Consider the following 22,668-nt stretch of genomic DNA (forward strand, 5'->3'; position numbering starts at 1 on the left):
ATTATAATGACGTCCACTGATGGAAATTCGGTATATGGGATGCGAAAAGCAAGTTTACCATACATAATCCAAACAGAACGATGTTGAAATAGATTAGCAATTGTTTATTCAATAATTGCTTCACTCTACAGAGAAGATATAAACCGTACATGATGATAATAACGATAGAGAGAATCATCTTAGAGTCGATAACGAATTGATGATCTAAAGAATTCACGCCCCATTGCGCACCTAGAATAGTGCTGACAATGAGTAGAATGAAACCTATCAATGAGCTATAGAACACTGTCTTCTCTAACGTCGCTACGCTACCTATACGGAAATACTTCTGAGTAAATCGTTTCTCCTTTAGATTACGATATTGAATCAAATACAACAAGCAATTCACGAATGCAAATGCAAACACAGCATAACTTAATGTCGCGAAGCAGACGTGCACGATAAGCAACTCGTTGATGAGTGTTAATTTCTGACCTTCAGTTTGATTGTAGGTCGGCTGAAATGTATTGAGCGCAAGCAAAGTAAACCCGATAATATTGAATAAAAATATCGAGAAGTTAAGTTGCTTGATGACGCTTATGACAATAGAAATTGAAATGATGAGCCATGTCAATGCGAAGAACACGTCAAAGATATTATTTAACGGTACGTGTCGCGTCATGTTGATATAGATAGACAAAGAGATTGTTTGTAATACCCAAACAATCCCTAAAGTGATGAACCCAAAATTTCTTATTCTATAATTTTTATTTAGAAAATCATAAAAATAACAAGCAATACTGATTAAATAAACGAGTAAAATGAGTTCATGAAAACGAATGAACAACGTATCTTGCATATCATCACCATATTAGCTTGAGCTTATTCAAAACTTAGAATTTGAGTGCGAAGATCTTGTTTAGAACTTTGGCGTCGCTCTTTTTTCTTAGGAAGCGCATCTTCTGCTTCGATATCGAAAATATTTTGGAATAGCTCTAGTTTTTCATTACTTTTCTTCTCATTACCTAGCTCTTTCGCTTGTTTAATAGGATCTTTCAACATTTGATTAATGATACTTTTAGTGTGCTTAGAAATAACCTTTCTTTCACGTTCTGAAAGATGAGGTAACTTTCTATCTATGCTATCCATAGTTTCAGATTGGATGTTCATTGCTTTTTTACGTAAAGCACGAATGACAGGTACAACACCTAGCATATTCACCCATTCGTTATGTGCGTCAATTTCTTGTGGGATTTGTGCAGCGATAGCATCCGCAGCAAGTTGACGCTCTCTCAAGTTAGCATCTACTAATCCTTTAAGATCATCTACATCATAGTTAAAGACATCCGTAATTGCGTTAATATCGGGTTCCACGTCACGTGGCAACGCAATATCGATGAGTACAAGTGAATCATTTTTACGTTGAGATGCAATACTTTGCATCATACTATTAGTTATAATATAGTCACTTGAACTTGTTGAGCTGATAACCATATCAGCATCTGTTAATAAAGCTGGTAATGAATCAATTGAAGCATAAGAAACACCATGATTATTTGCAAGTGTTTCTGCTTTTGAAACAGTACGGTTAACGATTGTAATATCATTAACACCTGAACCTTTAAGATTTAAGAGTGAGAGTTCACTCATTTCCCCTGCACCGATGATGATTGCCTTTTTATTATCAATCTTACCGAAGATTTTCTTACCTAATTCAACAGCCGCATAAGACACACTAACGGCATTATCCGCAATATCTGTCTCATTATGCGCTTTCTTCGCGAAAGTAATTGCTTGTTTAAATAAGTGGTTGAAAATCGTTCCCGTCGTATCTTCTTCTTGCGCGATGAAGAACGCATTTCTCATTTGACCAAGAATTTGCGTCTCACCAAGTACGATGGAATCTAATCCAGAAGTTACACGCAATAAATGATTTACTGCTTCGTCCCCCACTTTAACTTCTGAAATTGCTTTAATATCTTCCACTTCAAGACCAGAATTACGTGCTAAAAAGCGTTGAACGTAATAACGTCCAGTGTGAATTTGGTCTGCAACTACATATACTTCCGTGCGATTACATGTTGATAAGATGACATTCTCTAAAATCGCTTTCGTTTCAAACAAATCAACATTCGCTGAACGTATGTTATCTTCTTTGAAGGCAACTTTCTCTCTCAATGCTACATCTGCAGTGCGATGGTTAATACTTATCGCAATTAAATGCATTTATAACGCCCTCCATACATATTACAATAACTACATTATAACACAATTTATCCCGTAGTTAAGCACTCTGCTTGATTTAATTATAAATATTCTAATGTAAGAATCAGAAGACTACATGTTGAGTTATAAAATGTGAACGAACAGCCCTTTTTGCTCTATATTTGAGTACTAGCCCCACTTATAGATACCAGGTGTATTTCGAATAAATTCAAAAGGATGTCTCGCGATTCTAATCTAGCTACATTCTACTATGAAATTTGATCGAGATAGTACCTCTTAAATTAACCAGTCGTTATCACATTAGAATAATTATAAATAACTTTCGATAGCATCCCAAATCTGTTGTTGCTTATTTCCTTTTATAGATGAATAACTAATGATTTGATCGCCTTCTTCAAGCTCTAACTCGCGTTTCACCATAGCAAGTTGTTTCTGTACTTGGCCTCTTTTAATCTTATCCTCTTTAGTCAACACAATCAGCGTTGGTATTTCAAAGTGCTTAAGATAATCATACATCAACACATCATCTTCTGTCGGTTTGTGACGAATATCAACGAGTTGTACTACGAGTTTCAAACTTTCTCTCTGTGTGAGATAAGCTTCAATCATCTTGCCAAACTCTTCGCGCTTCTTCTTACTCACTTTGGCATATCCGTATCCTGGCACATCAACGAAGATAAGCTGACTGTCGATATCATAGAAATTTAGTGTTTGTGTCTTACCTGGCTGAGCAGACGTACGCGCCATATTCTTGCGACCTATCATACTATTGATAAAGGTCGATTTCCCCACATTAGAACGTCCACTCAATGCCACCTCACTTAGCCCTGTTTCAGGATATTGCTCTGGCTTTACTGCACTGATGAGTAGTTCGATTTTATTCGGATTAACCTTCATAGCTACCCTCTCTTCTCTATTTAACTAACTGTTTCATTATATTATATTGTGAACGGAGATGCGAGTGCTGTCACGAAAGTTTCATATTATTCATTATATATATTGAGTAAAATGCAATACTCAATGGGATGATTGCTAAATCCCTTATTCATCCCTAATTCTTCTTCATAACTCATAAATCCAAAAAAATCGCTCATCTGCCTTATAAAGACAAATGAGCGACACAATTATCATACAAACTTTAACAACGATAGCACCTAGCTATGCAGAAGTTTGCTCTTTATTAACTAAATTACCTTCATTATCATATAGTTCTGGTTCAGTTTCATCTGTAATTGTTTGTTCTGTAATAACGACTTTCACTACACCATCGCTTGAAGGCACATCGTACATAATGTCAATTAATGCTTCTTCGATGATTGAACGTAAACCACGAGCACCTGTCTTACGTTCGATAGCTTTGTTACTAATGGCAGCTAAGGCTTCATCAGTAAATTCAAGTTCTACATTATCTAATTCGAGCATCTTCGTATATTGTTTAACTAATGCGTTCTTAGGTTGAGTTAAAATATTTTTCAATGCTTCAACATCTAATTGTTCGAGGTTAGCAACAATAGGTACACGACCGATGAATTCAGGAATTAAACCGTAAGATTGTAAGTCCTCTGGTCGAATTTGTTCTAATAATGCATCTTCATCGTATTTAGATGCTTCACTACTTGCAAAGCCGATAACCTTTTCACCTAGACGACGTTTAATCACGTCTTCGATACCGTCAAAGGCACCACCTAGGATGAAGAGAATATTAGTTGTATCAATTTGAATCAATTCTTGGTTTGGATGCTTACGTCCGCCTTGAGGTGGCACACTAGCGCTCGTACCTTCAAGAATTTTGAGTAACGCTTGTTGTACACCCTCACCGGAAACATCACGTGTGATTGACGTATTTTCTGATTTACGTGCAATTTTATCGATTTCGTCGACGTAGATAATTCCTTTTTCAGCTTTATCTACATCGAAATCAGCGGCTTGGATTAAACGTAAGAGGATATTCTCAACGTCATCACCTACATAACCTGCTTCAGTTAAGCTCGTCGCATCGGCAATAGCGAAAGGCACGTTAAGCGTCTTAGCTAATGTTTGTGCGAGTAATGTCTTACCGCTACCTGTAGGTCCGATTAACGCAACGTTACTCTTTTGAAGCTCAACATCATCGTCATCAGGACCGAGTTGTTGAATACGTTTATAGTGGTTGTAGACCGCAACTGCTAGGGATTTCTTAGCTTTCTCTTGTCCAATGACATAATCATTTAACTGATCCATGATTTCTTTAGGAGTAGGTAATTCAGTTAAACCTTCTGGAGCGGATTGAGAGAGCTCTTCTTCTACGATTTCAGAGCATAATTCGATACACTCATTACAAATGTAAACGCCGCTACCAGCAACTAATTTTTTAACTTGATCTTGGTCCTTTCCACAGAAAGAACACTTTAAGTTTTCTTCATCTTCATTGAATTTAAACATTATATTTACACCCCTATTTCCTAAAGACTATACTAGAATGAATTTTAATATGCAACTGACGGTAACTACAAGTTAAATGCCTTATGTTTGAGTCTTCAGACTTAACTTTCCCGTTAGTTAAAAAATATAAGCCCCAGCATGCATAAAATTTAAACTTTAGTTATGCTGGGGCCTCAAATTATTCACTTCAAAACAGCAATATTTGATTGCAATTTATGAAATTAGTTACTACTTTATTAAAATTATTCTTCGTCTTTGTTGTCTTTATCGTCTTCAGATGGTTCGACTAATTTCGCTTCGTCTACGAGTAAGTCGATAACTTTTTGAATACGTACATCATTTTTCACGATGTCTGTATTACCTAAAGTATTCTTAATATCTTCAACTGAGATGTTGAATTGCTCGCTCATTTTTTCAAGTTCTTTATCGATATCTTCTTCAGATACTTCGATATCTTCTTTATCAGCGATTGCTGTAAGTGTTAAGTTAGTGCGCACGCGAGCTTCAGCATCGTCTTTCATTTGTTCTCTAAGTTGAGATTCATCTTGACCTGAGATTTGGAAGTAAGTTTCAAGGCTAAGACCTTGTTGTTGCATACGTTGGCCAAACTCTTGAAGCATGCGGTCTAACTCAGTGTTAACCATTGCTTCTGGAATATCAATCTTAGCATTGTCAGATGCTTTTTGGATTGCTTCTTCTTTTTGTACGTTTTCAGCTTCAGTTTGTTTTTGCTCTGCTAAGCGTTTACGTAAGTTCTCTTTGTATTGATCAACTGTTTCAGCATCTGAATCAAGTTCGTTTGCGATTTCGTCATCAAGTTCAGGAACTTCTTTATATTTAATTTCATTTACTTTCGTTTTGAAAGTCGCTTCTTTACCTGATAATTCTTCAGCGTGATATTCTTCTGGGAATGTCACGTTTACATCTTTCTCTTCGCCAGCTTTCACGCCAACTAATTGCTCTTCGAACCCAGGGATAAATGAACCTGAACCGATTTCTAAGTCATAGCTGTCCGCTTGGCCACCTTCGAATTGTTCACCATCAACATAGCCGTCGAAGTCGATGTTTACTGTATCGCCTTCTTCAACAGCACCGTCTTCTTTAACAACCATTTCTGAAAGTTGGTTAAGTTGTTGATTGATGGCTTCGTCAACTTCTTCGTCAGTTAAGTCAGCATCTTGTTTTTCAATTTCAAGACCTTTGTAGTCACCAAGTTCTACTTCTGGTTCTACTGTTACTGTAGCATCAAATTTGAAGTCTTGACCTTTTTCAATTTGTTGTACTTCGATTTCTGGTTGATCAACTGGTTTGATACCTGTTTCTTCAATTGCTTCACCGTAAGCTTCAGGTAATACGATGTCAGCTGCATCTTGATATAAAGCTTCAACGCCGAAACGTTGTTCGAAGATTTGACGAGGTACTTTCCCTTTACGGAAACCTGGTACATTGATTTGTTTAACTACTTTTTTGAAAGCTTTATCTAAAGCGTTATCAAATTTTTCTGCGGGTACTGTAACAGATAGTACGCCTTGATTACCTTCCTTTTTTTCCCAAGTTGCTGTCATGTATAAAAACCTCCATGATAATCCTATTTTAATTTTTCAACTTCATCATTATAGCACAGGTCTAGAACCTATACAAATGACTAGAATTATTACTATTCGCTCGTTAGCAACGAGTTAAGGCTCTCGATCGATTGCTATAATTAATTGAATTAAATCATTCTGTTCATCAAGTTCGTTCATGCCGAGCATGGATTTAAAGTAATTCTGATACGCGATAATCCAGTCTTCTTGTGAACCAAGACTATAAATATCCAATGGATAGAGCATAATCGCATGGTTTGTTAATAAGCGATACGCCTCTCGAACAAGCTGTGCTGCCTCTTCTTCGACAAATTCCAACACCCGAGGAATCAACTGCTGTTTCATCTCAGAATGTTCAATTCCAGGTAAGTCACCAGGTATAACAGTCTTCTCATGCCCGTATTTAGCTACCGTTAAACGTTCTTCGTAATGCGCTAATCGTAAGTATTCGAGCATAATACTGATGAGGTTAGGTGCTAACTCAAGTGTTTCAATTATATTGGCTACGCTCGACTTGTAATTAAACTGACTATAATCAATTAATGTTAGAATGGTCTGCACTTGCTCGTGTAAAGCTAATTGGTCAAAGCTTTCGAGCTGTTGTGCTGCCTGCTGATTATAGGCTTCAAGTTGAGATTCAGCATATTCTTTCAATGGAAAGAGACGCATTCGAGATTGATGGTTGCTCACTTCATCAATCACTTGATCAATAACCTTAACAACCTCGAAATACTGTCCTAAACCGTTCAATGCTTGTACGTAATAAATCATGAGCGCATCATAACTACCTAATCCCTGTTTAAGCAGAATAATCGCCTCTTCTCGTAGCTCTAAATATCTTTCGAGTTGGTACAAGATATCGCATTTTAATTCAGCAAGCGAATCATCCATTTCAAAGAAACGCTCATATTCTTCAAATAAATCTGAAGCATTTTCATACAAATGGTCATAATAAGCTGTTTTAATCTCTTTGATTAACTTCTGCTTCGCTCGTGGAAAGGGAATAATATCAGACATAATGAGCCACCTCTCTTATAGCGCTTCTAATATCAGGCTACTCCATGTTTCAAAGTTGCTCGTATCTTCTATCTTACCTTGTTCAACCCATTCAATCGCAAGGGTATCTGTCTCTTGAACTTCAACATCGTTCTTATCAACAGTTATTTTAAACACGACACCTAAGTGGACCTCTCCGACTTCATTCGTATCATCATTAATAAATCCTAAATATTGTAAGTTCTGACTTTTAGCTGGGGATAGCCCCACTTCTTCTTCAAGCTCACGTTGTGCATTCGTACGTATGACTTCGTTGATGGACTCTGCGCCTGGGACATCGTTCATGTGACCACCTACGCCAATAGAGCCTTGGCCGTGAAGACGTGATTCACCACCGCCAGACAAACGTTTATAAACGAGTAGCTCGCCTTGATGATTCTCAAGTAAACAATATGATACGAGCTGCTTGTAGTTGGGATCTTCTTCCATATCACCGCGTCTTTTAACCTCATAGTGTGAAAGTGCGTTAAAGATCTCTTGTCCTTGAGCTGTTGATTTGTTTAAAAATCCATTAAATTGGTTGCGTTCGTTATCGAAGGCTAAGTCTCGTGGTACGACTGTAATCATCTCATCAAATTTAGACATAGTAATCTCCTTTATCATTTGTCATCTGGCTTTATTTTATCAAACGTTGCACACATATCAATCGTAAATATAGTGATTGGTGTTTGTGCCCTTTGATTTCTTATCATCCGTACGCTCTTGTTGAAACGAATTTCAACCACGCTAACACTTCTAGTATGTAAAAAAATTCCTTCCAAATGGAGCGAAGCCATCTTTGGAAGGAATGATAGTTAATTATTTTAAAGCTTCTTTCGCTTTAGATACTAATTCACCGAATGCTTTGTCGTCAGAAATTGCGATTTCAGCAAGCATTTTACGGTTGATATCGATACCAGCTTGTTTTAAGCCGTTCATTAAACGTGAATAGCTGATGTCGTGTTGACGTGCAGCCGCATTGATACGTGTAATCCATAATTTACGGAAGTTACGTTTTCTTTGACGGCGGTCACGGAAAGCATATTGACCTGATTTCATTACTTGTTGTTTAGCTGTTTTGTATAATGTGCGTTTCGCACCAAAGTAACCTTTTGCTAATTTAATCGTTTTTTTACGACGTCTTCTAGTTACTGTTCCACCTTTTACTCGTGGCATAGTAAATTCCTCCTTCTAATATCTTGAACGAATAATTGATTTTAAATTATTTTTTGTAAGCTAGTAATTGTTTTACGCGTTTCATATCTGATTTATGAACTAATTTCGCTTTACGTAATTTACGTTTTTGTTTAGTGTGTTTATTTGCAAATAAGTGTGAAGTGAAAGCTCTAGAACGTTTTAATTTACCTGAACCAGTTCTTTTAACACGTTTAGCTGCTCCACGGTGTGTTTTCATTTTTGGCATGATAAATTCCTCCTAAATTATTTTTCATTGTCAGCATTTGGAGCTAACATGATAAACATTTGGCGACCATCCATCTTAGGTTTTTGTTCGATCGTCGCAATATCTTTCGTTTCTTCAGCGAATTTCTCAAGAACGCGTTGACCAATCTCTTTATGAGTGATGGCACGTCCTCTGAAACGAATAGAAACTTTACATTTATCGCCTTTAGATAAGAATTTACGTCCATTCTTCAACTTAGTTTGGAAGTCGTGTTCTTCGATAGTTGGACTTAAACGTAATTCTTTAACGTTAATTGTTTTTTGTTTCTTCTTCATTTCTTTTTCTTTTTTCTGTTGCTCGAATTTGTACTTACCGTAGTCCATGATTCTTGCAACAGGTGGCTTAGCGTTTGGAGCCACTACTACAACATCTAATCCTACTCGGTCTGCCATATCTAAAGCTTCTTTTTTAGATTTGACTCCGATTTGGTCACCATTTTGACCGATTAGACGAATCTCTTTTGCACGAATACGTTCGTTAACTTGAGTTTGATTTTTTGCTATGGTTGACACCTCCATTATTTTTACGAAAGTAACACCAAGTAAAAAGAGCGGGTATACTGTACCCGCTCTTCAATCACATGATTAGTCCATGTCTATTGACCTGCCAACTGCTTTGCGCGTCGCTACAGGTGAGAAGCGGATACTTCTACTTGGTTCGTTTCGTATTCAACATGAACAATCATACCAATATTCATTTCATAAGTCAATGCTTAATTGTATTTTTAATGATGTTTAATATCGTCCATTTTAACATCTTGGCGTAAATCCACTTGATCTAAAGGAATCTTCTTCGTTTTATAACGTATTTTGTGATAAATAAAGAAGACCAAGAAGACTGGAATTCCCATGTATGTCGTGATAAAGCGATTTAAATCAAAGTGACCTGTCTTGATGAAGTCCACGTCTTGACCAATGATGACGATGACACAGAGTACACCAGCAAATATCGGTCCAAATGGGAATAATTTCGCATGGTATTTTAGTTTCGACTTGTCATAGTTCTGTGCATTAAACGCCTTTCTAAAGCGATAGTGACTGATAGCGATACCGACCCATGCGATGAATCCAGTCATACCACTGGCTGCTACGATATATTCGTAAGCATCACCATTTAGATGTTGGAGTCCAAAGATTGCTAGCACAATCACTCCTGTTGCAATGAGTGAGATGTAAGGTACGCCGTGTTTATTCGTTTTACCTAAGATTGGAAAAGCAAGGCGATCTTTACTCATTGAATAAAGCATACGTGTTGATGCATACATACCGGAGTTACCAGCTGATAATACTGAAGTCAAGATTACAGCGTTCATGAATGATGCCGCAAAGGCTAGACCTGCATTTTTAAACACTAAAGTAAATGGCGACGTCGCAACATCACTGTCTCCTCCCATTAACGCTGAACTATCATACGGAATCAACATACCGATGATGAAAATAGCGATTATATAGAACAGCAGAATACGCCAAAAGACTTGTTTAATCGCTTTCGGCACGGCACGTTCAGGATTCTCAGATTCTCCTGCTGTAATACCGATAAGCTCAGTACCTTGGAATGAGAAACCAGCGACTAAGAATACGCCGAGAATGGACAGTAAACTGCCGCCCACCCCATTACCGAGGATAGGTCCGTCACCTTTCGTAAATGTATCGAAGCCAACGTAGTGACCTCCCATAATACCCACGATAGTGAGTAAACCGATAATGATAAAGATAATAACTGTGACTACTTTAATTAAGGCGAACCAGTATTCACTTTCACCATAAACACGTACAGACAATGCGTTAAGCGCAAAGATAATCACGATAAAGATTAAACTCCAACCCCACGCTGCTAATCCTTTCATCGGCGCCCAATACTGAATGACTTGAGCAGCGATCGTAACGTCTGCAGCGACGGTGATTACCCAGTTAAACCAGTAGTTCCAACCCAAGGCAAAGCCAAGTGATGGATCGACGAAACGTGTAGCGTAAGTGCTGAATGATCCGGAAACTGGTAAGTAGGTTGCCATTTCACCAAGTGAGGTCATTAAGAAGAAGACCATGGCACCAATGATGGCGTATGCTAATAATGCACCGAGTGCACCTGTATCATGAATCGCACCACCTGAGGTCATAAATAACCCTGTACCGATACAGCCTCCAATCGCAATCATCGAAATATGACGATCTTTCAGACCTCTTTGAATCCCTTCGTTCTGATTTGAATGTTTCTCCATAGAAGCTCCCTTTCTAGTCTTTAGAGGTTACTCTCTTTCACTAGTGCTCGCTATTCGGTTATTTCTCTATTTATCATCCTATTGAAAAAGGTTGCATACCCTTTGGATATGCAACCGATTGAAGATTTATTATAGGTAGCACATCACAATTGTGACAGTCCAGCACCTTTCGATGTCTGACCCAACGATATCAATGAATGACGATGGATATCGCTTCGGCGACTTCGCCTTTCATTTGAGTTTCCTCAGCCTCATTCTGCCTACACTCAATTACTCATCGAAGTCGCAACCTCTAACTCTTATTGTAATATTCATCAAATTTCTATCTGACTAGATTTTAATATACAGTAAACCTTATCCTTTTTCAAGTTTAGCGTTGTTTTTTCAAACGAATTTCATCAACTAAATTCCAAATGAAGTCATCTCTCTCCATAGTCTCTTGATCTTTAGAACCATATTCACGAACGTTGACTTCATTATTCTCAACTTCTTTGTCTCCTACGACAACTTGGTAAGGTACTTTATGCATTTGTGCTTCACGAATTTTATAACCCATTTTTTCATTACGGTCATCGATATTGACGCGTACACCTTGAGATTTCAATTCATCTTGTAAAGCACGCGCATAATCGTAATGTAAGTCGACATTAACTGGAATGATTTCAACTTGACGTGGTGCTAACCATGTTGGGAAGGCACCTTTAGTTTCTTCAGTTAAGAATGCGACGAAACGTTCCATAGTAGATACTACCCCACGGTGAATGACTACAGGACGATGGTCTTCCCCATCATTACCGATGTAAGTTAAGTCGAATTTCTGTGGTAATAAGAAGTCAAGTTGTGCAGTAGATAATGTTTCTTCTTTACCCATTGCAGTTTGAACTTGAACGTCGAGTTTAGGGCCGTAGAATGCTGCTTCGCCAATCGCTTCTTCATATTCTAAACCAAACTCATCTACCGCTTCTTTCAACATTGCTTCAGCTTTGTTCCACATATCATCGTCATCGTAGTATTTCTCTTTATCTTCTGGATCACGATAACTTAGGCGGAAGCTATAGTTTTCAAAACCAAAGTCGTCATACACATCTAGTATAAGTTGAACAACACGTTTAAATTCTTCTTTAATTTGATCTGGACGTACGAAGATATGCGCATCATTTAAAGTCATGCCACGTACACGTTGTAAACCTGAAACTGCACCACTTGCTTCGTAACGATGTTGTAAACCAAGTTCCGCAATACGGATTGGTAATTCACGATAAGAATGTGGTTTGTTCGCATAAACCATCATGTGATGTGGACAGTTCATTGGGCGAAGTACCATCTCTTCGTTCTCATCGAGTTTCATCGGTGGGAACATGTCATCTTGATAATGATCCCAGTGACCTGAAGTTTTATATAAATCTACATTCGCCATGACAGGTGTATAAACGTGGTCGTAACCCATGCTAGTTTCTTTGTCTACAATGTAGCGCTCGATTTCGCGACGGATGACAGCACCATTAGGCAACCATAGTGGTAAACCTGCGCCGACGAGTTGGTTATTAGTGAATAAATCCATTTCTTTACCGATTTTACGGTGGTCACGCTCTTTACGTTCTTCAAGCATTTGAAGATGTGCTTTTAAGTCTTTCTTATCGAAGAACGCAGTACCATAGATACGTTGTAGCATTTTATTGTTGCTATCTCCACGCCAGTACGCACCTGCTGTAGATAAAAGTTTAAACTCTTTAATTTTAGATGTAGATGGAACATGCACGCCTCGGCATAAATCCGTGAATTCACCTTGAGAATAAAGTGTGACATTTTCATCTTCCGGAATCGCATCGATTAGTTCTAATTTGTAAGGATCGTCCTTGAAGAAGTCTTTCGCTTCATCACGAGAAACCACTTGACGTTCGATAGGATGATTTTCATCCACAATTTGCTTCATAGTCTTTTCAATCTTTTCAAAGTCATCTGAAGAAATGCGTTCATCCATATCGAAGTCGTAGTAGAAACCACCTTCAATGACAGGACCTACACCAAATTTCACATCACCGTATAAACGTTTCAATGCTTGCGCCATTAAGTGTGCTGTGGAGTGACGAAGTACCTCTAACGCTTCTTCACTTCCCGGTGTGATGATTTCAATCTCACCATCTGTTTCAAGTGGACGAGTAAGGTCTACCATTTGTCCGTTGAATTTACCTGCGACCGCTTTCTTTCTCAATCCAGGACTAATAGAACGTGCGATATCTTCTGTAGTTGTGCCTTTATCAAACGCGTTACTATTACCATCTGGAAATTGAATATTAATCTGTTCCATCTAGAACCCTCCTATTGATACTTAATGATCTCGTCGACATGAAACGCAGTGTTATTCAAGCTTCTATTTCTTAGATGCCTTGATTCTAGGTTCTTGTATAATGATTCAAATAAAAAACGCCCTCACCCATAAAGGGACGAGGACGCCGTGTTACCACCCTAATTAGATATGTAGGTTTAAGTAGTGTGTACATAAACTCACATATCTCACTTTACTTAAGATAACGGTCTTGAGCCGGATATTCATTACAAATATCAATCATTAAGGGAGTAACAAACAAAGATGTCAATTAGCCTCTCAGCACCGCTAACTCTCTGTGTAACAGAGCTTTGCTTATCATATCCTTAGACGTTTCATGTCGATTTAGATTTATTCCTATTATACACTATCTATTATAAATTTCAAATATCCCTGTAATTCACGCCTTCTAGGAAATAGGGATGTGCAAGTGATTTAATACGTTCCATGATGCGTGCCCCTTTGGTTGCTTCCGCGCCTTGACGTGTGAGTGAGAAGTGATGTTCAAGTTCTTTGAAATTCAAGTTTGAACTGAAGAACGTTGGCAATTCATGAACCATGCGATAATGAAGTAGTGGACCTATCACTTCATCACGTGCCCATGGTGTTGTTTCTTCTGCGCCGATATCATCTAAGAATAAGACATTGGCTTTCATGATTTGATTAAGTCGTTTTTCAAAACTGTTATCATTAAAACCACTCTTTAACGTGCGAATAAATTCTGGTAGATAGACCATGGTGGAAGGAATATTCTCGCTCTTCAATTGGTTCGCCATTGCACCAAGGATAAATGATTTACCTGTACCGAAAGGACCATATAAATATAATCCCTTCAAGTACTCTGTCTCTCCACTCTTAATACGTTTACAAATATCATTTGCAGCCATGGCAACATCAAGACGATCACGACGATTCGTATAGATATCTTTCAACTCAGCATCTAAAGTCGCACGTTGCATATGATGGGAAGTGATTAAATGCGCTTTGAACTTCGCCTCATCATGTTTAATCTTACAAGGACATGGAAGGTATTTAATCTTGAAATGACCATTCTCAATATAGAGTTCTGGTACATGCCCTTTAACGAAGTTCGGACAATCTTCAAATGCATGGCCATCATAATGTTTCTGTTGGTCTTTATATTCTTGAAGAATATTTAAATCTCTAACAATCATAGAATTAGTGATTTCTGAGCGGTGAGCTTCAAGAAAAGCTTTGACATCAGGGTCTTTAATGACGTCTCTCTTAATCTTTTCAAGTCGTTGATTTAAATCTTTCGAATTCCCTAATATATCATTTAAACTCTTCATTCTTTCTTACCTCCATTCCATGTCTGTTGTAAGTCTTGAAGGAATGCTTGACGTTCCTTTTCAAACTGTTCATCGTGTTCTTCATCGGATGAGTCCTCTTTTTGTTGCGCACGTTGCTCACGATTTTTCAGCCATTCAGGCGTTAACTCTCGTGAATAAGGTTGATATTGTGGACGATAACTTCTTTGGGGTTGTGCTTTTTTCTCTTTCTTCTTTGATTCTTGCTGCATGGTTTGTTGATAAGCCTGTTTAGCAGTGGTATACCCCTTTTTCTTCCAATTCGAAGCTATTTCCATAATATAATTCTTCGGCAACTTCATGTCTTCTTTCAGCATGACATATTGCAAGAGGATGTTGATTACGCCGAAAGAAAGCTTTTCACGTTCTACCAATTCTTCAACTATTCGTTTCTGATGATCAGTCGGCTCTGACTCTGACCACGACGCTAACATTTCAATAGGACTCGTGTTATCGAGCAGTTCTAACCAACTATCTGACCCTGGTTTAAGTTCGTCTTCTTCATTTTTTGCTACGTCGTTAGCCGTTCCTTGCACCTGTGTGTTGGCTTGTGAAGGCTGTTTAACTTGAATGTTAGGAAGTTGCTGATCATGTTCCATCAAGTAATACGTCCGCGCGTGCTTTCTCAACTCTTCGAAAGAGAGTTCTTGGTCGCTTGTAAGTGATTTTAATATAATACTCTTCATCGCTTCAGGCGTCAGTCCATATAGTGTTGCGAGCTGCGTAATGAGTTGTTTCGTCTGACTGCCTATAATTTTACTACTGATAAAATGCGATTGTAGTAAATCATACAACGCTTCAAAGTCAAATTCGACGTCTGACAAATTAAGTCCTTGATATGTTTGTTCTTCTGTCACTTGAATGTCTGTGTCAGGCACGCGTTGATGCGGAATATTAAATACATCAGTATATTTACGAGTAATTTCCGTAAACTGGCTCAAGTCAACTTGCGCCTTAGAAGATGCAAAGAAACGCTTTAATTGATGGTAACGTTTATGCCCAACTTCACTATATAGAAAGACAGATAACATCGGATCATCAAAGAACTGTTTGCCTGTTGGTGGCTGAATGAGTTCATAGATAAAATGCGAATGTGCCGTATCATGATGCACATATGTCTTCACTAGTCCTATCGCTTCAAGTACATCCATTTGCTTGCGAAATTCTAATAAATTAATCTTGAGTTCACTCATAATCGTATAATGTGTCAGCTCAGATTGCGACGCTTGCCCACTAAACTGATCTAAATAAATGTATAAACCCGTACTACTAGAGCCTATGAGAGGTGTGAAGAGTCGGTTAAGAATATCCATATGATTACTATGAAATTGAAATTGGCGTAGGATTTGAAAGTCATCTTTAGCTCTTAAACCATAATCTTTAGACTTTAAATTCATTCATCGTCACTCCGCTCATCTTTCGACAAGATACCTTGCATAGAAGCTAACAATTGATCGACATCCTTAAATTCTTTGTATACTGAAGCAAAGCGTACATACGATACCTGATCGACATGCATGAGTTGGTTCATCACATGTTCACCGATTTCTCTAGAAGAAATTTCTGCATGACCATCGTGTCTTAACTTCCATTCTACATGGTTGGTAATTTCCTCAAGTTGTTGGTAACCAACGGGTCGTTTTTCACAAGAACGTACTAATCCATTTAAGATCTTTTCGCGTAGAAATTGTTCTCTTGTTCCATCTTTCTTCACGACGATGAGTGGTCGTTTCTCGATATGTTCAAACGTCGTAAATCTCGTACCACAGTTCTCACATTCTCTACGACGACGTATCGCGTTGACATCGTCCGCATGACGTGAATCAACGACGCGAGAATTGGTCGCACTACATTTAGGACACTTCATCGATATTCATCCTCTCTTCTAGATTATACATTATTATACTATAAATAATTATGAGACTAAAGAAAGGCCTACGACGATGCTTTGAATCAACAGAGTGAAGCTGTGAAAGGCGATTTATTCTTGAGTTGCTACGCTCCTCAGTCATTTTACCTTAGATAATAAAAAGGCTTGCCTCGTGAGACGAATCTCAATCCGAGACAAACCTTCATTCAATTTATTGTATCAATCACACTTATAACTTATTGGTAACCTACCCTACTGGTTAAATATATTAATAATAAAATATGTTCAATTACTGACTTAACTTTAATTAAAGCGCTTGGCCAATTTGTTCAGCAATGTCTACAACACGGTTTGAATAACCCCATTCGTTGTCGTACCAAGCGATGACTTTCACTTTACGAGGACCCATTTGCATAGTGCTTGGTGTATCAACAATTGCTGAATGTGGATTTGTATTAAAGTCTGAAGAAACGAGTGGTGCATCTTCTGTTGCAAGCACGCCACCTAAATCGTTGTCTTTAAATGCTTGGTTGACTTCATCTACTGTGACATCTTTGTTTAAGTCTACAACTAAGTCAACGAGTGACACGTTCTTAGTTGGTACACGTAAAGCCATACCATGTAATTTACCTTCAAGTTCAGGTAACACTTCTTTCAATGCTTTCGCAGCACCAGTTGAAGTTGGGATGATACTCTCATTGCATGAACGTGCACGTCTTAAGTCTTTATGAGGATTGTCGATGTTCTTCTGATCATTAGTGATCGCGTGAACTGTAGTCATTAAACCATTATCGATGCCGAATTGGTCGTTAAGTACTTTCGCAACTGGACCGATACAGTTAGTTGTACATGAAGCGTTACTAAAGATATCGTATTCGTTGACGTCTAAGTCGCTATCGTTAACACCTTTAACGAGCATTTGAACATGGCCGCCTTTAGAAGGACCAGTAAGTAAGACTTTTTTAGCGCCAGCATCAATATGTGCTTGAGCTTTATCACCATGGTTAAATACACCAGTTGCTTCAATAACAATGTCAATGTTGAGATCTTTCCAAGGCAAGTTAGCTGGATTACGGTCAGCAAGTAATTTGATTTCATGACCTTCTACTTTAATACCATTATCTGTCGCTTCGACATCTAAATCAAACTTACCGTGAGTCGTATCATGTTTGATTAAATGCGCAATAGTTTCAGCTGGGTAGCTCGCGTTGATTGCGACTACGTTTAAATCATCATTTTTTAATGCGATTCTTAGCACCATTCTGCCAATTCTACCCATACCATTAATTGCAATATTTGTCGACATAAAAAAAGCACCCCTCGAATTATGTGTTATACTTTATGACATTAGTATAACATAAAGTTACTGATTTGAAAGCGGTTTCTAAAAACTTTATGAAAAAGCTTACATAGACGTGTCGGCTGAGGTCTGTAAATTAGGGAACAACCATATAGCACTATCATCTTTCAATACATATTCAATTAGTAACTTAATTACATTTATATCCCAACCACGGTATTTTCTACGCATGCCCCCCCTATTTTACTACCGAGATGAGAGGCACTCACACTCTCCACTTTTTAACAAAAAATAGCTATAGAAACGCCTCATAATTTGCGATTTCTATAGCTAATTCGCATATGTTCAACTATCACATATCCGATGCAAAAGAGAACATTATTCTTTTATTCAATTCTATTCATAGACGTGCGATTTCACAATAAACTTACGCTTCATCCTCGTCATCTTCAAGTGTTTGATTAATATACCCTTCATCGAGTAGCAAGCGTTCAAGATTCTGCTTTAACTCTAATTTGCTATCACGGTTATCGATAACGTGATCAGCCATACGACGTTTCTTATCGATTGAAATTTGGCTATAAATTCTAGCCTTGGCATCATCAGCAGAAAGATCATTTCTTTCCATAAGACGATCGATTTGAATACTTTCAGAGGTGTAGACTAACCACACTTCATCCACTGTATCCTGCAGTTCATTTTCAAATAACAAAGGAATATCCATGATCACATTGTGACCTTGCGCCACATATTCCGCTTTCTTTTTATCCATAATTTCACGCACGATGGGGTGAATAATATTATTGAGTTCAACTCTCTTCTCAGGTTGCTTAAAAACAATGTCGCCCACATAAGAACGGTCCATCTCACCCTCTTCTGTGATCGCGTCATCACCAAAGGCTTCGCGGACTTGTTCTAAACCATGTGAACCTTTCGCGACTGCTTGTCTTGCAGCGATATCAGCATCGACAATCTTGAAACCGTGAGCTGATAGTAGTTCTGAAACGGTAGATTTGCCTGTCGCAATTCCACCTGTGAGTCCAATTACTTTAGGCATACTTTCCCTCTTTCTTTAACTTTGACATTCTGGGCAGAAATGACTATTTCTAGTCGCAATAACCTGCCTTTCGATAGGCGTTCCGCAAACTTTACATGTGTCTTGCTTATAGACATTTAAGCGGTTCTGCATTTCACCACGCCGACCATCGGAATGAACATAATCGGAAATGCTTGTCCCACCATAGCGGATTCCTTCTTCTAATACTTCTCTGATATAATAGAATAATAATTTGCGTTCTTGCATCGTGAGACTATTGGCTTTGCGAGCAGGATGAATACCAGCACGGAAGAGCGCTTCACATGCATAGATATTGCCGCATCCAGCAATCACACGATGATCAAGAATCATAGCTTTAATAGGCTTTTTAAGAAATTTTCTTTCATTAAAATAAGAAAGATAATGTTGTAACGCTTCATCTTTAAACGGTTCTGGTGCAATTTCTAACAAAGGTGGATAGGCTGCTAATTCTGGAATGTTGCGTATTTCACCGAATCGACGAATATCCGAATACACTAACATCTTGTCATTATCTAACTGAAAGATGACGTGCCAGTGTTTACGATAATTATGATTACCTATATCATCCAATTCGTTAACTACGAAGTACCCTCCTGTCATACCGAGATGACTTACCATGATACGTGTCTCGTCACCCTGTTGTAGATGAAAGTAAATATACTTACTACGACGTTCAATATGATTTATGGTATAACCCTCTGTAAACGTTTTAAAGGTATCTAGTTCCAATCCTTTAACAATCGTTTCACGCTGATTTCTTTTACCTAGCTTAACTTGTTCTGAAAACCGTACCTCTTGAATCGTAGTACCTTCTACACCAGGCGCGATACCTCGCTTCACATGTTCGACTTCTGGTAACTCTGGCATATGCTCACCTTCTTTCTACTTCGCATCATACCAAGTTGCACCATAACTAGATTCAACCTTTAATGGTACATCGAGCTCTAATGCATGTTCCATAATATCAATAACAAATTCACTAAACGCATCTACTTCGTCCTTTGGAATCTCAAAGATGAGTTCGTCGTGAACTTGAAGCAATAACGTCGCATTAAAGTCACTATCTTGAATAGCGTTCGCGTAATTGACCATCGCGAGTTTGATAATATCTGCTGCACTACCTTGAATCGGTGTATTCATTGCTGTACGTTCAGCGAAACTTCTCATATTAAAGTTGCGACTTGAAATATCTGGTAAATAACGGCGACGGTGTAGCAATGTCTCAACATACCCGTTCGCTTTAGCTTCTTTTTTAATATTATGCATATATTCTTTCACGCCTGGGAAGCTATCTAAATAATCATCGATAAATTGCTTCGCTTGTTTACGCGTAATACCTAGACTTTGGCTAAGACCATAGTCACTAATACCGTAAACGATACCAAAGTTAACTGCTTTCGCCTGACGACGCATTAAACTGTCGACCTCATCCGCTTCCACATTAAACACTTTCATAGCCGTAGCCGTATGCACATCATGATCGTGAATAAAGGCTTGTTTCATACTTTCATCACCTGTGATATGTGCAAGTACGCGTAGTTCGATTTGTGAATAGTCGGCTGAGAAGATGACACTGTCCTCATGTGTCGGTTTGAATGCTTTACGTATACGCTTCCCTTCTTCTAAACGTACAGGAATATTTTGCAAGTTAGGATCTACAGATGAGAGACGACCTGTTTGAGCAAGTGTTTGGTTAAAACGCGTATGGATACGTTGATCTTTACTAATCATCTTTTGTAAGCCTTCAACATAAGTTGATTGAAGTTTCGCAAGCTGACGATAATCAAGAATGTAGTCGATAATTGGGTGTTCACCTTGGAGTTGTTCAAGCACATCTACAGCTGTTGAGTAACCCGTCTTCGTCTTCTTGATCACAGGGAGTTCAAGTTTTTCGAAGAGTACTACACCCAATTGCTTAGGTGAATTCACATTAAATTCTTCACCAGCCGCATCATAAATTTGTTGAACTAAAACGTCAAGTTTCTCTTTAATTTCTTGCTCCATCTCTTCTAAGTCAGACCGATCAGTATAAACGCCTGTTTCCTCCATTTCACTAAGGATGCGAGCAAGTGGCAACTCTATATCATTAAGTAATTCACATTGTTGATGCGCTCTTAACTGATCAATCATTTCTGGCTTACTTTCTGAAATACTGTGAACAATCTTTCCTACGTAGTCGTTCAGAACATCATCTTCAGGCACCGCACGTTTCTTACCTTTGCCATAAACCTGTATCTCTGAAGGTACGTAATATTGGTCATAATGCTCAACAACAGACTTCACATCACTAATAGAACGTGATGGGTCGATAATGTAACTTGCTAGCATAGCATCAAATCGGATGCCTTCAATCTGAATATCCAATCGGTGTGCAACGACATAGGTCTTCTTAGCGTCATAAACCACTTTCTCAGTATTCGGATCTTCCAACCATTTAACTAGAGCATCATGCGCCGCAACTTCTTGAGCATCGACCACTACATGTTGATCTTGCGCATAAATACCAAATTTAAGCATATCATCTTTCAAATAATTGCTGCCATCAATTTCGAAATGGATGGTAGCTGAGGCAAGTTGAGTAAAATCAATAGCGTTTAACAAAGTTTGAACTTCAATATCTAATTCTGTATCTCCACTATCAACAGATTCAACATCTAAATTGTTAAGGAGCTGATTAAATTCCAATTTCTTGAACAATTCTATTTTATCTTGTTCATCAATGGATTCTGGAAGTTGTGTATCTTTCAAGTTAACTTCGAGTGGACTATTTACATTAATTGTCGCTAACTGTTTACTCATCAACGCATCAGCTTTACCATTCTCAAGCTTTTCTTTTAACTTTTTACCTGATACATCATCAATGTGTTCATAAACACCTTCAACAGACTCAAATTGATTTAATAACTTCAATGCTGTCTTCTCACCTACACCTGCCACACCAGGAATGTTGTCTGAAGTATCGCCCATCAGACCCTTCATATCAATAATTTGTTTAGGTTGAATGCCGTTGTATTTCTCCGCGATAAACTCAGGCGTATAATGATCGACGTCAGTAACACCTTTCTTCGTGTAGTAAATCGTCACACGATCTGTCGCAAGTTGGGTGAGATCTCGGTCACCGGTAATGATGATGGTATCTATGCCAGCTTGATCGGCTTCTTTACTCAACGTACCAATAATGTCATCGGCCTCGTAATTGTCAAGTTCGTAATGTTTGATTTGATACGCATCTAAAAGTTGTCGGATGTATGGGAACTGCTCACTTAATTCAGGAGGCGTCTTCTGTCTACCGCCTTTGTAATCACCATAGGTTTGATGTCTAAAAGTGGTCTTTCCGGCGTCAAATGCAACTAAGAAATGGTCCGGTTGCTCTTCTTTTAATATTTTCTCTAACAACATCGCGAAACCATAAATCGCATTCGTATGTATGCCGGCCTTATTCTGTAATAACGGTAAAGCATAGAAAGCACGGAAACTTAAACTATTGCCGTCTACTAAGACTAATTTACTCAATCTTGTAACCTCCAACGTTCGTTTACTCCCATTCTACCATAAACCGAAGTTCACCCGAACCTATAAGCAATAGATCAGTTGGAGGAGCGTGAGTTAAGGAAATACTTATAAATATGACAAAGGGCTCTTTCAAGATAGGAAGCGGTACCGAATAAGAGGTATTGAAATTTCGCTTGGTAACAATAGCGGTTGTGAGATTGAATGCGTATTTTGAAACATATTTATAATACACAAAAGTGACAAGCATCCATTATTCTGAGATACTTGCCACTCCAAAACAGGCTTAGAACCCGTCAGATAAATATTAATTTTAACAGCTATACTCA

19 protein-coding genes, 1 riboswitch and 1 other annotated feature are annotated in these 22,668 nt (G+C 38.2%); all 19 genes read right to left on the reverse strand.

Going from position 1 to position 22,668, the window contains the following annotated elements; all coding sequences use genetic code 11:
- Window position 1: 1 nt before the first annotated feature.
- Window positions 2-838 carry a cytochrome c biogenesis protein gene (ccsA, locus tag CD126_RS10435; protein WP_049407340.1) on the reverse strand — a complete coding sequence of 279 codons (837 nt, stop codon included), beginning with the start codon at window positions 836-838 and terminating at the stop codon, window positions 2-4.
- A gap of 23 nt (window positions 839-861) precedes the next feature.
- The gene (gene hemA / locus CD126_RS10440) at window positions 862-2,205 is read right to left on the reverse strand and encodes a glutamyl-tRNA reductase (protein ID WP_103370468.1); all 1,344 of its coding nucleotides are present in this window, start codon (window positions 2,203-2,205) and stop codon (window positions 862-864) included.
- A 309-nt stretch (window positions 2,206-2,514) separates the two neighbouring features.
- Window positions 2,515-3,102: a ribosome biogenesis GTP-binding protein YihA/YsxC gene (gene yihA, locus CD126_RS10445; RefSeq protein ID WP_002471536.1), complete on the reverse strand. Its 588-nt coding sequence runs from the start codon at window positions 3,100-3,102 to the stop codon at window positions 2,515-2,517.
- A 261-nt stretch (window positions 3,103-3,363) separates the two neighbouring features.
- Window positions 3,364-4,626, reverse strand: coding sequence for an ATP-dependent Clp protease ATP-binding subunit ClpX (clpX, locus tag CD126_RS10450; protein ID WP_103370469.1), 1,263 nt, complete (start codon window positions 4,624-4,626; stop codon window positions 3,364-3,366).
- Between the two features lie 242 nt (window positions 4,627-4,868).
- A complete protein-coding gene (tig, locus tag CD126_RS10455) occupies window positions 4,869-6,191 on the reverse strand; it encodes a trigger factor (RefSeq protein WP_049407345.1) in 1,323 nt (440 codons plus the stop codon).
- 114 nt (window positions 6,192-6,305) lie between these two features.
- Window positions 6,306-7,229: a hypothetical protein gene (locus CD126_RS10460; protein WP_049407348.1), complete on the reverse strand. Its 924-nt coding sequence runs from the start codon at window positions 7,227-7,229 to the stop codon at window positions 6,306-6,308.
- 15 nt (window positions 7,230-7,244) lie between these two features.
- Window positions 7,245-7,853, reverse strand: coding sequence for an NUDIX domain-containing protein (locus CD126_RS10465; RefSeq protein ID WP_049407351.1), 609 nt, complete (start codon window positions 7,851-7,853; stop codon window positions 7,245-7,247).
- Window positions 7,854-8,066: 213 nt separating this feature from the next.
- Window positions 8,067-8,423: a 50S ribosomal protein L20 gene (gene rplT, locus CD126_RS10470; protein ID WP_002470931.1), complete on the reverse strand. Its 357-nt coding sequence runs from the start codon at window positions 8,421-8,423 to the stop codon at window positions 8,067-8,069.
- 46 nt (window positions 8,424-8,469) lie between these two features.
- Window positions 8,470-8,670, reverse strand: coding sequence for a 50S ribosomal protein L35 (rpmI, locus tag CD126_RS10475; RefSeq protein ID WP_049407353.1), 201 nt, complete (start codon window positions 8,668-8,670; stop codon window positions 8,470-8,472).
- A 17-nt stretch (window positions 8,671-8,687) separates the two neighbouring features.
- The gene (infC, locus tag CD126_RS10480) at window positions 8,688-9,221 is read right to left on the reverse strand and encodes a translation initiation factor IF-3 (RefSeq protein ID WP_040805965.1); all 534 of its coding nucleotides are present in this window, start codon (window positions 9,219-9,221) and stop codon (window positions 8,688-8,690) included.
- A gap of 24 nt (window positions 9,222-9,245) precedes the next feature.
- Window positions 9,246-9,369 (reverse strand) — a sequence feature (ribosomal protein L20 leader region).
- A gap of 64 nt (window positions 9,370-9,433) precedes the next feature.
- The gene (locus tag CD126_RS10485) at window positions 9,434-10,927 is read right to left on the reverse strand and encodes an amino acid permease (protein ID WP_103370470.1); all 1,494 of its coding nucleotides are present in this window, start codon (window positions 10,925-10,927) and stop codon (window positions 9,434-9,436) included.
- A gap of 128 nt (window positions 10,928-11,055) precedes the next feature.
- Window positions 11,056-11,230, reverse strand: a riboswitch (Lysine riboswitch).
- 67 nt (window positions 11,231-11,297) lie between these two features.
- Complete coding sequence (gene thrS, locus CD126_RS10490; RefSeq protein ID WP_103370471.1) at window positions 11,298-13,235, reverse strand: threonine--tRNA ligase; 1,938 nt, start codon at window positions 13,233-13,235, stop codon at window positions 11,298-11,300.
- A 401-nt stretch (window positions 13,236-13,636) separates the two neighbouring features.
- Window positions 13,637-14,563, reverse strand: coding sequence for a primosomal protein DnaI (gene dnaI, locus CD126_RS10495; protein ID WP_103370472.1), 927 nt, complete (start codon window positions 14,561-14,563; stop codon window positions 13,637-13,639).
- Window positions 14,560-15,978 carry a replication initiation and membrane attachment family protein gene (locus CD126_RS10500; RefSeq protein WP_103370473.1) on the reverse strand — a complete coding sequence of 473 codons (1,419 nt, stop codon included), beginning with the start codon at window positions 15,976-15,978 and terminating at the stop codon, window positions 14,560-14,562. The genes dnaI and CD126_RS10500 overlap by 4 nt, the downstream gene beginning before the upstream one ends.
- Window positions 15,975-16,448: a transcriptional regulator NrdR gene (gene nrdR, locus CD126_RS10505; RefSeq protein ID WP_002470932.1), complete on the reverse strand. Its 474-nt coding sequence runs from the start codon at window positions 16,446-16,448 to the stop codon at window positions 15,975-15,977. Before nrdR ends, CD126_RS10500 begins: the two co-directional genes overlap by 4 nt.
- Before the next feature lie 310 nt (window positions 16,449-16,758).
- On the reverse strand, window positions 16,759-17,757 hold the full coding sequence (gene gap / locus CD126_RS10510) for a type I glyceraldehyde-3-phosphate dehydrogenase (protein ID WP_049407361.1): 999 nt from the start codon (window positions 17,755-17,757) through the stop codon (window positions 16,759-16,761).
- 421 nt (window positions 17,758-18,178) lie between these two features.
- The gene (gene coaE / locus CD126_RS10515) at window positions 18,179-18,808 is read right to left on the reverse strand and encodes a dephospho-CoA kinase (protein ID WP_103370474.1); all 630 of its coding nucleotides are present in this window, start codon (window positions 18,806-18,808) and stop codon (window positions 18,179-18,181) included.
- A 15-nt stretch (window positions 18,809-18,823) separates the two neighbouring features.
- A complete protein-coding gene (gene mutM / locus CD126_RS10520) occupies window positions 18,824-19,696 on the reverse strand; it encodes a bifunctional DNA-formamidopyrimidine glycosylase/DNA-(apurinic or apyrimidinic site) lyase (RefSeq protein ID WP_103370475.1) in 873 nt (290 codons plus the stop codon).
- 15 nt (window positions 19,697-19,711) lie between these two features.
- Complete coding sequence (gene polA / locus CD126_RS10525; RefSeq protein ID WP_049407365.1) at window positions 19,712-22,342, reverse strand: DNA polymerase I; 2,631 nt, start codon at window positions 22,340-22,342, stop codon at window positions 19,712-19,714.
- Window positions 22,343-22,668 lie beyond the last annotated feature (326 nt).

The sequence above is a fragment of the Staphylococcus pettenkoferi genome (assembly GCF_002902685.1).
Taxonomy (GTDB): Bacteria; Bacillota; Bacilli; order Staphylococcales; family Staphylococcaceae; genus Staphylococcus; species Staphylococcus pettenkoferi.

Excerpts from the sequence above, each read along its gene's own strand:
- ccsA (WP_049407340.1), bottom strand. The coding sequence starts at position 838 with ATGCAAGATACGTTGTTCATTCGTTTTCATGAACTCATTTTACTCGTT.
- hemA (WP_103370468.1), bottom strand. The coding sequence starts at position 2,205 with ATGCATTTAATTGCGATAAGTATTAACCATCGCACTGCAGATGTAGCA.
- yihA (WP_002471536.1), bottom strand. The coding sequence starts at position 3,102 with ATGAAGGTTAATCCGAATAAAATCGAACTACTCATCAGTGCAGTAAAG.
- clpX (WP_103370469.1), bottom strand. The coding sequence starts at position 4,626 with ATGTTTAAATTCAATGAAGATGAAGAAAACTTAAAGTGTTCTTTCTGT.
- tig (WP_049407345.1), bottom strand. The coding sequence starts at position 6,191 with ATGACAGCAACTTGGGAAAAAAAGGAAGGTAATCAAGGCGTACTATCT.
- CD126_RS10460 (WP_049407348.1), bottom strand. The coding sequence starts at position 7,229 with ATGTCTGATATTATTCCCTTTCCACGAGCGAAGCAGAAGTTAATCAAA.
- CD126_RS10465 (WP_049407351.1), bottom strand. The coding sequence starts at position 7,853 with ATGTCTAAATTTGATGAGATGATTACAGTCGTACCACGAGACTTAGCC.
- rplT (WP_002470931.1), bottom strand. The coding sequence starts at position 8,423 with ATGCCACGAGTAAAAGGTGGAACAGTAACTAGAAGACGTCGTAAAAAA.
- rpmI (WP_049407353.1), bottom strand. The coding sequence starts at position 8,670 with ATGCCAAAAATGAAAACACACCGTGGAGCAGCTAAACGTGTTAAAAGA.
- CD126_RS10485 (WP_103370470.1), bottom strand. The coding sequence starts at position 10,927 with ATGGAGAAACATTCAAATCAGAACGAAGGGATTCAAAGAGGTCTGAAA.
- thrS (WP_103370471.1), bottom strand. The coding sequence starts at position 13,235 with ATGGAACAGATTAATATTCAATTTCCAGATGGTAATAGTAACGCGTTT.
- dnaI (WP_103370472.1), bottom strand. The coding sequence starts at position 14,563 with ATGAAGAGTTTAAATGATATATTAGGGAATTCGAAAGATTTAAATCAA.
- CD126_RS10500 (WP_103370473.1), bottom strand. The coding sequence starts at position 15,978 with ATGAATTTAAAGTCTAAAGATTATGGTTTAAGAGCTAAAGATGACTTT.
- nrdR (WP_002470932.1), bottom strand. The coding sequence starts at position 16,448 with ATGAAGTGTCCTAAATGTAGTGCGACCAATTCTCGCGTCGTTGATTCA.
- gap (WP_049407361.1), bottom strand. The coding sequence starts at position 17,757 with ATGTCGACAAATATTGCAATTAATGGTATGGGTAGAATTGGCAGAATG.
- coaE (WP_103370474.1), bottom strand. The coding sequence starts at position 18,808 with ATGCCTAAAGTAATTGGACTCACAGGTGGAATTGCGACAGGCAAATCT.
- mutM (WP_103370475.1), bottom strand. The coding sequence starts at position 19,696 with ATGCCAGAGTTACCAGAAGTCGAACATGTGAAGCGAGGTATCGCGCCT.